This is a genomic window from Embleya sp. NPDC005575 (genome assembly GCF_040605455.1).
Lineage (GTDB): Bacteria > Actinomycetota > Actinomycetes > Streptomycetales > Streptomycetaceae > Embleya.
Window position 1 is genome coordinate 1 of the sequence record NZ_JBEXCV010000065.1, and the last position, 14,702, is coordinate 14,702.

Genomic DNA, 14,702 nt, shown 5'->3' on the forward strand with positions numbered 1-14,702 from the left:
GCCGGTCGGCGCCGGCGACCGCCGCCGGCGCGAACGCGGCGAGTGCGCACAGCGTCGCGAGCAACCCCGCACCGATTGCTCCGGGGCGGATACGACGGCGGATGGCGCTGTGCATGGAGATGGACCCCCGGGTGGGCTGCGGCTGTCGATACCGGACGGCACCGGACGGCCCACCGCGGTCCCCGAATCACGGGTTCGGCGGATTCCGCGCGCACGGCTTTTCCGGCAGCTCCTCAGCGCGGATGTTAGCGCTCACAGGGAGCGACCGGGAGTGCCCCCGACGAGAAGATCACTCGATGGAATTCGCTGGTCCGGGCCGCCCGTACGGGCGCGACCCGGCAAAGCTGACCATCCGTCAGATATCGCCGGCGGCGCCGCGGTCCGCATCGGCGCCGGTCCGCCGGTCGGCGGCGGGTCGGGCGAGTCGACGGCCGGCGTCCGGGTCCGCTCCCGGGTTGCGGACCAATCCGCGCCGTCGCGCGTGTCGGCGCCGAATCGGGGGCCGAGCAGGGCGGTTCCCACGACGAACAGGACCAGGGACCAGGCGACACACGCGTTCACGACACACTCCCGGTGGCACGGTGGAATCGGCCTGCACGACGACCAGGCCAGTTTCCATTCTTCGCCCGACTGGCCTGCCCACAAAGAGCCAATCCCCAGGAGGTGGACTGTATTCGACGACCCGGGGGGATCGGATATGGCGATCCCCCGGCGCGAAGGGGTACCGACGCGGCATCGTGGCCTCAGGCTCCCGCCGGGCCCGGGACGGTACCGGCGGGGCGGCCGGCGGCGTGCACCTCCCCCCAGTGCGCCGCCGAGGAAGACGGGCCCGCGGGCATTCCCCCCGCTCGCGGGCCCGTCGCCCCACTGCCAGGTCCGATCGACGGCTCGGCGCGCCCGGTTCAGCGCAGCGCGAGCAGCACCTCCCGAATCCGCGCGTCCTGCGCCGGATCGGCGGGCAGCGGCACGGTGACCGCATCCGCCAGGCCGCCCCAGCGTGCTCGGATCAACGCGGGCAACTCCTCGTAGAGCCCCATCGGCACGAGCGTGTCGAGCACCTCGTCGGTGACGTGTCGGGCCAACTCGGACCAGTCGTCCCGGCGGATCATCAGCTGCAACCGGTCCTGGAGTTCGCCCCACCCGTACAGGTCGAGCGTGCCGCGATACGCGGGCGTCGAGTACAGGAACGCGAACAGCCGCCGCTGCCGCTCGCGTTCCGCGTGCAACACGGTCCGGTCCGGGCCCGCGATCAGTTGCGTGCCGGCGACGAGTTCGAACGCACGCGGGACCGCCGCACGGGCCAGGCCCTCGGCCACGGCGGGGCGGGCCACGGTATCCAGCCAGCGCGGGCCGGAGTTGGTGGGATGGGTGACCAGGCCGTCCGCGATTTCGCCGGCGAGCGCGCACATCGCCCGGCCGACCCCACCCAGCAGGATGCGCGGGGCGGTGGTGTCCGGATCCGGGCCGGGGTTGAAGTACGGCTGCATCCGGGTGAGTCGGTGATGCGGTCCCTCGTGCGCGGGTGGTTCGCCGGTCCGGAACGCCTCGAAGGCGGCCCGCACCGCGCCCACGTAGTCGCGCATCCGGGCCACCGGCGGCGACCACGGCATCCCGTACCGGTCCTCGATGTTCTGCCGGACCTGACTGCCCAGGCCGAGTTGGAACCGGCCGCCGGAGAACCGGGCCAGGTCCCACGCGGCGTACGCGGTCAGCAGCGGCGAGCGCACGAAGGCCAGCGCGACCGACGTGCGCACCACGATCCGCTCGGTGTGCTCGAGTGCGAGCAACGCGACCGCGAACGCGTCGTGCACCGTCTCGGCCACGTGCAACCCGTCGAAGCCGGCCGCCTCGGCCCGGCGCGCGTGCGCCGCCACCTCGCGCAGCGGCAGCCGCGGATCCATCCCGGTGTAGACCCTCACCAGGCGAAGTCTTCGCCGACCAGGCCCTCGGACAGCGTCCACAACCGGGCGGCGTCCGCCTCGTCCAGCGCCCACGGCGCGTGCTCGGTGGTGATCGCGCAGTCCGCGAGGTAGACGCCGCCCACGTCCGCGAGTTCGCTCCCGACCGCCGCCCAGACCTGGGTCGCCGCGCCGCTTGCCACCTGCTTGATCGGCGGCATGTTCGCGGCGGTGACCTTCCTCTGCAGATCGCGCCCGGCGTCGCGGGTCATATGCCGACCGAGGTTGGTCGCCACCATGCCCGGGTGCACCGCGAGGGACCGTACGCCGCGCCCGCGCAGCCGGCGATCCAGTTCGACGGTGAACAGGAGGTTCGCGGTCTTGGACGCGCCGTACGCCTGCCAGGGGTGGTAATCCTCGGGCGCGCTCTCGTAGTTGGGGTCGGCCCAGCGGATCCCGGACGCGACGTGACCGGCGGAGCTGAGGTTGACCACTCGCGCGCCCGGAACGAGGGTGGGCACCAGCAGGTTGGTCCACAGGAAGTGGCCCACATGGTTGGTGCCGAATTGCAGCTCGAAGCCGTCCGCGGTGCGGGCGAACGGAGTCGCCATCACTCCCGCGTTGTTGACGAGTACATCCAACCTCGGGAATCGCTCGCGCAGTTCGGCGGCGGCGGCGCGGATCGAGGCGAGCGAGGTGAGGTCCAGGACGGCGTACTCCACCTTCTCGGGCAGGTCCGCGACCGCCGCCCGACCCTTGTCCGCGTCGCGTGCGGTCAGCACCACGTGCGCGCCGGCCGCCGCGAGCGCCCGCGCGCTCTCCCGGCCCAGGCCGGAGGTGCCGCCGGTGATCACGATGGTGCGGCCTGTCGGATCGAGGCCCGCCAGGACCTCGTCGGTGGTGGTGTCGGGTCCGAATGGCATGGCACACTCCGCCGAGTAGATGCTTGACTGTGTTGAGCACTATGTGGCGGGTTTGCAAGGCCGTGAGGGCGGTCACGCCCCGGGAATGACGACGTGCACGGCCTCGGCCGGCGCTCCCGGTGGCGACTTGGACGAGAAGTACGCCGCCGAGGGCCTCAAGGCGATCGCCGGTCGGCTGAAGTAGCCGACCGCCCGACGTGACCGAGCGCCCGACGTGACCGAGTGCCGGGGGTGATCCCGGGCCGCGGGCGATCCCGGGTCGAGGGGACGAGGCCGAGGCCGAGGGGACGACGCACCGTTCCTCGCCCCTCGACTCCGGGGCCGCCGCCGGCGCCGGTGGTCCGCGGTGGGCGGTGCGCGGTCAGCCGAACACGACCGTGCCGTCGGTGTTGAAGACCGCGCTCTGGAAGGGCAGCAACAGTTGGGCCGGCAGGAAGCTGTCCGGCATCAGCGGCTCGCGGGGCGTCTGCGCGGCGCGTGCCGCAGGAATGTACAGCGAGGCCATCGACCCGAAAATGACCGCCGTGACGATCACGGCCGCCTTGCGGAATCCGTGCTTGACCATGGAATTGCCCTTCACCGGGGACGTCGGGGGAAACGAATCGGCGTCCCGCCGCACTCCGGAATTCCGGGCACGACTCCGCCGCGCCGCCCGGGGATTTCATGGCGGCGCGGCAACTCTAGGGTTTTGTCGGCAAAGAAAAAGACGCCGTTCGCCCTCCCGGGTGACGTCATCGGTTGGCCCAGGGCCCAGGACACGCAATTTCACTCGGAAGGGTGAGGATTATGCGCCTGCGCGCTCCCGCACGTGTCCATGTCCTGTGCCGAGCGTTATTCGGGCCGCCCGGCACCGATTCGATCACGCAGCCAATGACGGGACGCTCGCGGCGTGCGAATTCCGGTCGGGAAGTCGACATGGATCAAGCCGAACCGTCGGTGATGACCCTCGGGCCGTCGAAAACGCCGGCACCGTGGTCACCCGCCGGAATCAGCCCGTGCGGCGGACCGCAGCGCGAGCCGCAGACGTCGACGGGAGGCTCCTGTGCGGGTTGCCGGCGGTCGGGGCGGTTTCGGGCGATCCACCGGCGGTCGGGTCCGCGCGTCTGGTGGGTGGTTCCGGTCGGACAGCGGATCGCGGCCCACGATGGCCCGCGCGCCGTGCGCGGTCCAGGGTGTGATCGGGTCGTCCGAACATCATTTTCTCGGTTGACAATTAGAATGGTTGTCCATGACAACCGGACCCGCGCCAGGCCGCCCCGAACACGGCTGGCTGCGCCGCCTGATGGCCGCCTCGTGGCGGTACCAAAGCAGCGTGCTGATCGCGTTCGGCGCGTCCCTGCTGGGTATGGCCGTCACCGCGCTGGTCCCGCTGGTGCAGCGCAGGGTGGTCGACGACGCGGTCGCCGGCGAGTTGGGCGGGCTGCTGCCGCTGTCGGTGCTGCTGCTGGGCGCGGCCGTGGTGGTCTTCGGCTGTACGTACACGCGGCGCTACGTCGGCGGCAAGTTGTCCCTGGACGTGCAGTACGACCTGCGTACCCGTATCTTCGGCGCGCTGTCCCGGCTGGACGGCGCGCGGCAGGACGAATTGCAGACCGGGCAGATCGTCAGCCGGGGGATCTCCGACGTGACGATGGTCCAGGGCTTCATGTCGATGATCCCGATGATGACGGGCAACGTGCTGCTCTTCGTCATCTCGCTCGGCGTGATGTTCTGGCTGTCGCCGCTGCTCACGCTGGTGTCGCTGGCGGTGGGGCCGGGGTTGTTCGCGGTGGCCTACCTGTCCCGGAAGCGGCTGTTCCCCGCCACGTGGCAGGCTCAGCAGGACGCCGCCGCGCTGGCCGGCGTCGTGGAGAGCGCGGTGACCGGGGTCCGGGTGGTCAAGGGCTTCGGGCAGGAGGAGCAGGAACTGCACCGGCTGGAGACGGCCGGCCGCAGGCTGTTCGCCTCCCGGGTGCGCTCGGTCAGGTTGAACAGTCGGTACACGCCCACGCTCGCGGCGATCCCCGCGCTCGGCCAGGTCGGCGTGCTCGCGCTCGGCGGCTGGTTGGCGGTCCGGGGCGAGATCACCCTGGGCACATTCTTGGCCTTCTCCACCTATCTGGGCCAGTTGGTCGGGCCGGTGCGGATGCTCTCCGGCCTGTTGACGTTCGGCCAGCAGGCCAGGGCCAGCGTCGAGCGCATCTTCGAGGTGATCGACTCCCAGCCGATCGTGACCGAGAAGCCGGACGCCGAGGTGCTGCCGGTGGTCGCCGCCTCGGTCGAGTTGACCGACGTGCGGTTCGGCTACGTCGCCTCGCGGCCGGTGCTCGACGGGTTGTCGCTGCGGGTGGAGCCGGGCGAGACGCTGGCCCTGGTGGGCACCTCCGGATCGGGCAAGTCCACCGTGTCGATGCTGCTGCCCCGGTTCTACGACGTGCAGTCCGGCGCGATCCTGGTGGACGGGCGCGACGTGCGGGATCTGACCTTCGACTCGCTGCGCTCCGCGATCGGGCTGGTGATGGAGGACAGCTTCCTGTTCTCGGACACCGTGCGGGCCAACATCGCGTACGGCCGGCCGGACGCGACCGAGGAGCAGGTGCTCGCGGCGGCGCGGGCGGCCGAGGCCGACGTGTTCATCCGCGAACTGCCCGCCGGCTACGACACGGTGGTCGGCGAGCAGGGGCTGACCCTGTCCGGCGGGCAACGGCAGCGGGTGGCGCTCGCCCGGGCGTTGCTCACCGATCCGCGGATCCTGCTGCTGGACGACGCGACCTCGGCGGTGGACCCCAAGGTCGAGGCGGAGATCCACGCCACGCTGCACCGCGTGATGGCCGGGCGCACCACGATCCTGGTCGCGCACCGCCGCTCGACGCTGCAACTGGCCGACCGGATCGCGGTGCTGGATCGGGGCCGGCTGGTGGACGTGGGCAGCCACGACGAACTGAGCGCGCGCTGCCCGCTGTATCGGCTGCTGCTGTCCGGGCCGGGCGAGGACGCGGAGGGTGTGGACGCGCACGAGCCGCTCGCGCTCGCCGAGCCGGTCGCGCCGCTCGCCGCGAGCGGGGTGACGCCCGCGCTGTGGGACCGCTCGGCGTCGACCGACCAGGTGCCCGTGGCCGCGCCGAGCGCGATCGCCCCAACCGGGACGGGCGGCGGCCCGCGCGGTTGGGCGGCGATGCTTCAGGCGACGCCGGAGTTGCTCGCCCAGGTGGACAAGCTTCCGCCCGCGACGGATCGGCCCGACGTGGACGACGCGCAGGCGCGTCGCTCCGACTCGGCGTTCGATCTGCGCTCGCTGCTGCGGCCGTTCCGGTGGGCGCTGTCGCTCGCCTTCGTCCTGGTGATCCTGGACACCGGCGCGCAACTCGCGCTGCCGGCGCTGATCCGGGACGGGATCGACCGGGGCATCGACGACGGGGCGACCGGCGCGATCATGACCGTGTCGCTGATCGCCGTGGTGATCGTGGCGGCCGACTGGTTCGTCAACGTCGCCCAGGCGCTGATCGCGGGCCGCACCGGCGAGCGGTTGCTCTACACGCTGCGGGTGAAGACCTTCGCGCATCTGCAACGGCTGGGCCTGGACTATTACGAACGCGAGTTGTCCGGGCGGATCATGACCCGGATGACCACCGACGTGGACGCGCTGTCCACGTTCTTGCAGACCGGGTTGATCAGCGCGGTGGTCAGCGTGTTGACCTTCTTCGGGATCATGATCGCGCTGCTCGTGCTCGACTGGGAGCTCGGGCTGATCGTGATGAGTGTGCTGCCGATCCTGATCGCGGCCACCGTGGTGTTCCGGTCCAAGTCGTCCAAGGCCTACACGGAGGCGCGCGAGAAGGTCAGCGTGGTCAACGCGGACCTCCAGGAGAACGTCGCGGGGTTGCGGGTGTCGCAGGCGTTTCGCCGCGAGGGCCGCAACTCGGAGCGGTTCGCCGAACGCAGCGACGACTACCGCGCATCGCGGCTGCGGGCGCAGCGCTACATCGCGCTCTACTTCCCGTTCGGGCAGTTCCTGTCCAATGTCGCGGCGGGCCTCGCGTTGATCGTCGGCGCGCATCGGGTCGGCGGCGGGACGCTGTCGGCGGGTGCGTTGATCGCCTACCTGCTCTACATCGACATGTTCTTCTCGCCGATCCAGCAGCTCTCGCAGGTCTTCGACGGCTACCAGCAGGCGGCGGTGGGGCTGCGCCGGATCCGCGACCTGCTGCGCACGCCCACCACGACGCCGCCTGCTGCCGTGCCGGTACCGGTGCCGGCGAGCGGGCTCAAGGGGGCGATCACCTTCGAGAACGTGCGGTTCGCGTACAACGAACCCGCGTTCGTGGACGAGGACGTCGCCGCCGTCCCCGTTGCCACCCCGGCCGTCGTCGCCGCCGCCGAGTCGGGCGACGGCGGCACGGCGACAAGTTCGCCCGAGGTGTTGTCCGGCATCTCGCTGTACATCGAGCCGGGCGAGACGGTCGCGCTGGTGGGAGAGACCGGGGCGGGCAAGTCCACACTGGTCAAGCTGGTGGCCCGGTTCTACGACGTGACCGCCGGCGCGGTGCTGGTGGACGGGGTGGACGTGCGCGACTACGACCTCTCGGCCTACCGGCACCGGCTCGGCATCGTCCCGCAGGAGGCGTACCTGGCTCCGGGCAGCGTGCGGGACGCGATCGCGTACGGCCGCTCCGAGGCCACCGACGCCGAGGTCGAGGCGGCGGCCCGTGCGGTCGGCGCGCACGCCGCGATCGCCGAGCTGAACGGGGGCTACCTGCACGACGTCGGCGAGCGTGGGCGCAACCTGTCGGCGGGCCAGCGCCAACTGATCGCACTCGCCCGCGCCTACCTGGTCGACCCGGACATCCTCCTGCTCGACGAGGCCACCGCCGCGCTCGACCTGGCCACCGAGGCCGCGGTCACCCGCGCGACCGAGGCACTCACCGGCCGCCGCACCACCCTGGTCGTCGCCCACCGCCTGACCACCGCCGCACGCGCCGACCGCATCGCCGTCATCGACCGAGGCCGACTCGTCGAACTCGGCACCCACACCCAACTCCTCACCCAGGCAGGCCCCTACGCCTCCCTCTGGGCAGCCTTCACCGGCACGAAGGAACACGCGGCATAACACAGCCGGGGCCTCCGGCCGAGGTGGTCTCGATCACCCACACCCCGGAGACAACCGCAACCGCCAACCGGACCAAAACCTCCAGCCCGCCCTGAGCCCACCTCGGCCGAAAGCCGGGCTCAGCCCGCCCGGCGCTTGAGGACGACGCTGCCCCTCGACCCACCACAGACACAAACCCAACCCCCGAACCGAACCAAAACCCTCAGCCCGCCCGGCATTTGAGCCCACCTCGGCCGAAAGCCGGGCTCAGCCCGTCCGGCGCTTGAGGACGACGCTGCCCCTCGACCCACCACAGGCACAAACGCGAACGCCGACCGGACCGAATCCTCCAGCCCGGCCGGCGTTTGAGGCCACACCAACCTCCCCGCACCACAGGCGCAAGCGCGAGTGCGTTTGAGGAGGACGGCTTACCTACTCGGTCGCGATCGAGCGCAGGACCGGCAACCGGGCGGCCCGCGCAGCGGGCCTCGCCCCGGCCGCCAGGCCACCGAGCGCGCCCACCCCCACCAGCACCGCCAGTTGCACCGTGGGCACCGAGAACGGCAGCGCCGCCCCCGTGTTCGCGCCGCCGATCGCACGGATCGCCACCCAGCCCAGGAACAGGCCCACCACGAGCCCGCTCGCCGCCCCGATCACCGCGACCAGCGTCGATTCCCAGCGCAACGCCGACCGCACCTGGGATCGCGCCGCGCCGATCGCCCGCAACAGGCCCAGTTCGCGGGTGCGTTCGTAGGCCGCCAGGGACAGCGTGTTGGCGATCCCACCCAGCGCGATCACCAAAGCGAGCGCGAGCAGCACGTAGACCACCGCCACCAGCGTCTGCAACATCGCGGCCCGCGCCTGCACGAACCCTTCCCGGTCGCGTACCGGCGGCGCGCCGTAGTCCTTGGCCAGCCGCTCGACCTCGGCCTCGACCGTGTCCGTCGAGGTGCCCGGCGCCAACCGCAGCACCGTCGCCGCGTCCAGGGCCGCGTCCGCGTGCGACTCCCACGCGATGCGATCGATGAGGTAGTCGCCGACCACGGCCGTGCGGTCGTAGAGCCCGGTGACCGTGAACGACTGCCTTACGCCGTCCGGGAAAGTGACCTCGGCGGTCGAACCGAGCCGCCAACCCCGGTCCTTCGCGGTGTCCGCGGACACCGCCATGCCGTTCGTGCCGAGCCCGGTCACCCGCCCCTGCTTCACGTCGAGATCGAACAGCCGGTCCAGCCGGGCCGAGTCCACTGCCGGCAGCTGCCGACTGTGCCCGTCCACGAGCGCGCCCGCGTTGCGGATCCCGGTCGCCGCGACCACGCCAGGCAACTCGGACGCTTTGCGTGTGAGTTCGGGACTGTGGCCGCCACCGGCCCAGCCACCGGGCGAGGATCCGCCGATCACCAGCTGTCCCGCGATCACCTTCCGGGTCTGGTCGCCGGCACCCTCCTTGAGCGAGGCCGCGAACACGGCGAACAGTGTGACGATGGCGATCCCGAGCAGCATCGCGGTCGCCGCACCGGCCGTCCGGCGCGGACTGCGCAGCAGGTTGCCGCGGGCCAACGCGCCGGGCGCGCCCCGCAGTCGCGGCAACGGCGCGGTGAGCGGTCCGCCGGCCGCCCGGATGCCCGCCGGGGCGACCAGCAGCACACCCGCGAGCAGGGCCGGGGCGGCGATCGCCAGGCCCACCAGGCCGCCGCCGGCGATGCCCGCGGCGAGGCCGGCCGCAAGCAGCACCAGGCCCGCGATCAGCCGCCGGCGCGGCAGCTCGGTGCGCTCCGCGCCCGCCCCGCGCAGCGCCGTCACCGGTGCCACCCGCGAGCCACGCACGGCCGGCACCAGGGCGGCGAACGCGGTCACCAGGATGCCGACGGGCAGCACCGTGAGCGCGGTTGACGCCTTGAACGTCAGTCCCCGGGCGGGCAGTTCGAAGCCCAGTCCGGCGAAGAGCTCCTTGAGGCCGGCGGCCAGACCGAGCCCGGCCACGAGGCCGAGTGCGGAGGCCACCACACCGATCACCAGGGCCTCGATCAGCGCCTGCCGCAGCGCCTGGCTCCGGCTCGCGCCCAGCGCCCGCATCAGCGCGACCTCGCGGGTGCGCTGTGTGGCCACCACGGAGAACGTGTGGTTGATCGAGAAGGCCGCGACGACCAGCGCGATCGCGGCGAAGACGGTCAGGAAGGTGCGGAAGATGCGCAGGAAGCCGTCCTCCACGGCGGACACCGCCTCGCCGGTGGCCACGCTGCCGGGCACCGCCTGGACGTCGGCCGGCAGGGCCCGCTGGATTCGCACGGCCAGGTCCTTCTGGTCGGTGCCGGGCACGGCCCGGACCGCGATCGTGCCCACCTTGCCGGGGTCGCGCAGCACGTGCCGGCGCGCGCCGTCGAGGTCGAAGGCGGTGTAGGAGCCGCCGCCGAAGGCGTCCAGGTCACCGAAGGTGGCCACGCCCACGATGGTCACCGGCACCGGCCCGGGGGTGAGGACCGTAACCCGGTCGCCGGGCCTCAGGTGCCCCTGTTTGGCGGTGCCCCGGTCGATCACCACCTCGTCGGGCGCCGTCGGCGTGCGGCCGGTGGCCAGCCGGTACGGCGTCAGGGCCGGGTCCGATATCCACTTGCCGGCAGTCCGTGGGCCGTTCCCGGTCAGCGCCTTGCCGTCCTTGCCGACCACCTGGCCGTAGCCCTGGATCACCGGTTCGGCGCCCGCGACACCGGGCACCGTACGGACTCGGTCCACCAGCGCGGCGTCGATCGCGCCGCGCTGGGTGCCGGGTTGGTCGGTGACCGAGGTGGAGTTGCGCACCACGACGTCGGTACCGGCGCCGCTGTCGCGGATCAGCCCGCCGATGGAGGAGTTCATCGTGTCGGCCAGCACCAGCGCGCCGGAGAGGAAGGCCGTGCCCAGCAGCACGGCGAGTGCGAGTCCCACGAGCCGGCGTTTGCGGGCCCACAGGTTGGCGAGCGAGAGTCGAATCAGCATCGGATGTCACTCCCCTTGGGCGCCGGCAGCTGCGGCGACGTGGTCGAATGCCTTCATCCGGTCCAGCACCCGGTCCGGTGTCGGCGCCTGCATGTGGTCGGCTATCCGACCGTCGGCCAGGAACACCACGCTGTCCGCGTAGCCCGCGGCGACCGGGTCGTGGGTAACCATCAGCACGGTCTGTTCGAGTTCGTTCACGGCGTCGCGCAGCAGCGCGAGCACCTCGGCGCCGGAGCGCGTGTCGAGGTTGCCGGTCGGCTCGTCGGCCATCACGATCTCCGGCCGGCCGACCAGTGCCCGGGCCACCGCGACCCGCTGCTGCTGCCCGCCGGAGAGCTCGCCGGGCCGGTGGTGCAGCCGCTGCTCCAACCCGACCGCCGCGACCACCCGGTCCAGCCAGGCCGGGTCCGACTTGCGGCCCGCGAGCGACGCGGGCAGCACGATGTTCTCCAGCGCGGTCATCGTGGGCAGCAGGTTTAACGCCTGGAAGACGAATCCGATCCGGTCCCGGCGCAGCCGGGTGAGCTGCCGGTCGGTGAGCGAGCCCAACTCGGTGTCGCCGAGAAAGATCGCGCCGTCGGTGATGTCGTCGAGGCCGGCCAGGCAGTGCAGCAGCGTGGACTTGCCGGATCCCGAGGGGCCCATCACGGCGGTGAACCTGCCGCGCGGGAAGCCGATGGTGACGTCGTCCAGGGCGCGCACCACGGTGTCCCCTTCGCCGTGCACCCGCGAGACGTGTTCGGCCCGTGCCGCGTGGGGGTTCGTGGGGTCGATGGTGGTGGTCATGACGATCCTTCTCGGGAGAGGGGACGGGACGAACGAAGAGGGGCGGGTCGGCCCGCACCGGCGGGCTCGCGCGCGGCGCCGGCCGGATCGGCCTCGCCGCCGGTGCCGGCCAAGGCGCGCCGACCGCTCGGCGTGGCGTCGGTGCGGCGGTTCGACCGGGGGCGGCCGCGGCCGCCCGAGGGCTTGAAGACGGACAGCGCCGTCGAGGCGATCAGCGCGAGCAGCTGGAAGATCACCACGACCAGGTGCCAGGTCTGTAGTGGCGGCAGCGCGTCCGCGTTCCCTCCGGAAGCGGAGGCGGCGATCATCCGATGTGCGAACTGGCTGACCACACCGGCGCCGGCCACGATCACCGCGATCAGCAGCACGATCTTGATCTTGATCCAGAGGTGCTGCCACAGCCCCCACGGCGTCCGCAGGCACAGCAGCACGCCGGTGATCAGGGACAGCACGGCGAACGGGATGCCGCCCGCCGGCGCGAATATCCGCATGAGTTGATAGGCGCCGTGGCGCAGCGCGGGGTCGTCGGTCGAGCGGGCCACGACGGCGATCAGCAGCATGACCCACTCGACGCCCAGCAGGCCGACCGCGAACACGACGTGTCCGGAGTTGACCGCCCTGCGGACCGACCTCGAATAGCGCCGTTTCCCGGTCGTCGGGGACGCGTTCACGGTGACCTCCAGGAAGCAATGGCGGACGAGGGCGCGGGGTCGGGGCGTGGTCCCGAGCCGCGTCGGCGAGATGCGGAATCGGCTTCGTTCCGGGGCCTCGTCGACGGGATCAACTCTTCCGATTCGCGGCCCGGCCGGCGTCCCGCCCGGGGATGCACCGGACCTGCTGCCCCGGCAGGTCGAAGGGGCCGTCGACCAGCGCGTTCCTGCTCCCAGCGGAGCAGTCCACAGGGCCCCGCCTGCTCCTCTGGGAGCATCCGACAAGCCCACGTCCAGCCGACGCGCACGGCCCTGCACGCCCCCTACCGTTGATCACATGACGTGCCCCTCGAATCCCCCACCCCGGCGCTGGGGCTCGCGGCCCAAACCACCGTGGTCGCGGGTTTCCCGCCCCGGCGCGCACTGGCTCGCGCACACCCTCGGCCCGGTGCCGCCCGTCGTGCGCGACATCGCGCTCGGGGTGCTGGTCTGCGTGGTGCAACTGGGCTTGATGCTCTTCGCGGCCCACCGCCGGCCGGACGCCACCCGGGACCCGGACGTGTGGGGTGTGCTGCTGATCGTCGCCGGCCCGTTGGCGCTGATCGTGCGCCGCCGGTACCGCGCGGGCGTGCTCCTGGTCGCGGTCGGCTCGGCGCTGGTCTACACGATGCTCGACTATCCGCGCGGCCCGATCTTCTTCGCGATGATCATCGCGCTGTGGGGCGCGTTCGCCGCCGGCCTGCGCCTGTTGGCGTATGTGGTCCTGGTGCTGGGCTACACCGGCTTCGTCTGGATCTCGCCGCTGGTGACTTCCGAACCGACGCCCGACCTCGTTCCGGCGTTGGGCACCGCCGCGTGGCTGCTGGTGCTCGCGGGCATCGGCGAGGTGGTCCGGCTGCGCCGCGCGTTCAACGCCGCCGAGGCGCAGCGGGCCCGGGTGCAGTCGCTCGGCCTGGCCGAGGCCGAGCGCCGCCGAGCGGGTGACGAACGGCTGCGGATCGCCCGCGAGTTGCACGACGTGCTCGCACACCACATCTCGCTGATGAACGTGCAGGCCTCGGTGGGCCTGGAGTTGATGGACTCGTCGCCGGAGCAGGCCCGCGAGGCGCTGACCGCGGTCAAGTACGCGAGTCGGGAGGCGCTGCGCGAGTTGCGCTCGGTGCTGGACATCCTCAAGGGCGACTCGGTCGACCGTTCGGGTCCGGACGGCGCCCCGCGTACGCCCACCGCGGGTCTGGATCGGCTCGACGACCTGGTCGCGCGCACCTCGGCCGGTGGCCTGACCGTGCGGGTCGAGCGCGCCGGCACCGCCCGCCCGCTGACCTCGGCGGTGGACCTGGCGGGCTTTCGGATCGTGCAGGAGGCGCTGACCAACACCCTGCGGCACGCCGCGGCGAGCGAGGCCGTGGTCGGGGTGACCTACGGCGAGACCGGTTTGGAGTTGTCGATCCGCGACAACGGCCGAGGCACCGGGCCCGAGCCGAGACCGGCCCCCGCCGACGCGCTGACCTCCGGCGGCAACGGACTGCACGGCATGCGCCGGCGGGCCGCCGCGCTCGGTGGCCGCTGTGTCGCGGGGCCGGTGCCCGGGCGCGGCTTTCACGTCCAGGCCCACCTGCCCTACGGTGAGCGCGTCGACGGGCATGATGGCGGCAGACGTGCGCCGACCGAGTCGGCGGCGACCGCCGGCGGTCCGACGCAGCCCATCGAGGGAGACGCATGATCAGGTTGGTGCTGGCCGACGACCAGGCCCTGGTGCGCGCGGGCTTTCGGGCCCTGCTGTCCGCGCAGCCGGACATGGAGGTCGTGGGCGAGGCGGGCGAGGGCGCCGAGGCGATCCGGCTCACCGGCGAACTGCGCCCCGACGTCGTGCTGATGGACATCCGGATGCCGGGCATGGACGGCCTGGAGGCGGCCCGGGTGATCGCGGCGGACCCGGCGCTGAGCGACGTGCGCGTGGTCATCCTGACCACGTTCGACCTCGACGAGTACGTCTTCGAGGCGCTGCGCAACGGTGCGAGCGGCTTCCTGGTCAAGGACACCGAACCGGCCGAACTCCTGCGCGGTGTGCGGGTGGTCGCGGCGGGTGACGCGTTGTTGTCGCCGAATGTGACCCGCCGGCTGATCGAGGAGTACGCGGCCGGCGCCTCGCGTCCCACCGCCCCGCCGTCCGCCGAACTGGCCCTGCTCACCGAACGCGAGCGGGAAATCGTCGGGCTGGTCGGTCGTGGGCTCTCCAACGACGAGATCGCCCGACACCTGGTGCTCAGTCCGCTCACCGCGAAGACCCACGTAAGCCGGGCGATGATCAAGCTGTCCGTGCGCGACCGGGCCCAACTGGTGGTCTTCGCCTACGAAACCGGTTTGGTCACGCCGGGCCGCACGCCCCCTTGAGCAACCGAAGCAC

9 protein-coding genes are annotated in these 14,702 nt (G+C 72.1%); 3 read left to right on the forward strand and 6 right to left on the reverse strand.

What is annotated here, in order from left to right:
* Positions 1-902 precede the first annotated feature (902 nt).
* The 3 genes from ABZS54_RS22140 to ABZS54_RS22150 all read right to left on the reverse strand — a co-directional run bounded on the left by ABZS54_RS22140 (position 903) and on the right by ABZS54_RS22150 (position 3,386).
* Positions 903-1,919 carry a TIGR03617 family F420-dependent LLM class oxidoreductase gene (locus ABZS54_RS22140; RefSeq protein WP_355538576.1) on the reverse strand — a complete coding sequence of 339 codons (1,017 nt, stop codon included), beginning with the start codon at positions 1,917-1,919 and terminating at the stop codon, positions 903-905.
* On the reverse strand, positions 1,916-2,821 hold the full coding sequence (locus tag ABZS54_RS22145) for an SDR family NAD(P)-dependent oxidoreductase (RefSeq protein WP_355538579.1): 906 nt from the start codon (positions 2,819-2,821) through the stop codon (positions 1,916-1,918). The genes ABZS54_RS22140 and ABZS54_RS22145 overlap by 4 nt, the downstream gene beginning before the upstream one ends.
* A 361-nt stretch (positions 2,822-3,182) precedes the next feature.
* Complete coding sequence (locus ABZS54_RS22150) at positions 3,183-3,386, reverse strand: hypothetical protein (RefSeq protein ID WP_355538581.1); 204 nt, start codon at positions 3,384-3,386, stop codon at positions 3,183-3,185.
* A gap of 663 nt (positions 3,387-4,049) precedes the next feature.
* Between ABZS54_RS22150 and ABZS54_RS22155 the strand changes: the two genes are divergently transcribed.
* Positions 4,050-7,907, forward strand: coding sequence for an ABC transporter ATP-binding protein (locus tag ABZS54_RS22155; RefSeq protein WP_355538584.1), 3,858 nt, complete (start codon positions 4,050-4,052; stop codon positions 7,905-7,907).
* A 411-nt stretch (positions 7,908-8,318) separates the two neighbouring features.
* Here the strand turns inward: ABZS54_RS22155 and ABZS54_RS22160 are convergent, their stop codons facing one another.
* Genes ABZS54_RS22160 through ABZS54_RS22170 form a run of 3 tightly spaced genes read right to left on the reverse strand, consistent with a single transcriptional unit; the run spans position 8,319 to position 12,316 of the window.
* On the reverse strand, positions 8,319-10,859 hold the full coding sequence (locus tag ABZS54_RS22160; RefSeq protein ID WP_355538587.1) for an FtsX-like permease family protein: 2,541 nt from the start codon (positions 10,857-10,859) through the stop codon (positions 8,319-8,321).
* A gap of 6 nt (positions 10,860-10,865) precedes the next feature.
* Complete coding sequence (locus ABZS54_RS22165; protein WP_355538590.1) at positions 10,866-11,645, reverse strand: ABC transporter ATP-binding protein; 780 nt, start codon at positions 11,643-11,645, stop codon at positions 10,866-10,868.
* Positions 11,642-12,316, reverse strand: coding sequence for a DUF2269 family protein (locus ABZS54_RS22170; protein WP_355538593.1), 675 nt, complete (start codon positions 12,314-12,316; stop codon positions 11,642-11,644). Before ABZS54_RS22170 ends, ABZS54_RS22165 begins: the two co-directional genes overlap by 4 nt.
* A 316-nt stretch (positions 12,317-12,632) precedes the next feature.
* Here ABZS54_RS22170 and ABZS54_RS22175 point away from each other — a divergent pair, with 316 nt between their 5' ends.
* Both ABZS54_RS22175 and ABZS54_RS22180 read left to right on the forward strand, forming a co-directional pair.
* Entirely contained in the window at positions 12,633-14,018 is a 1,386-nt protein-coding gene (locus tag ABZS54_RS22175; protein WP_355538596.1) for a sensor histidine kinase, read from the forward strand.
* The gene (locus tag ABZS54_RS22180) at positions 14,015-14,689 is read left to right on the forward strand and encodes a response regulator transcription factor (RefSeq protein WP_355538599.1); all 675 of its coding nucleotides are present in this window, start codon (positions 14,015-14,017) and stop codon (positions 14,687-14,689) included. Before ABZS54_RS22175 ends, ABZS54_RS22180 begins: the two co-directional genes overlap by 4 nt.
* The last annotated feature ends 13 nt before the right edge of the window (positions 14,690-14,702 follow it).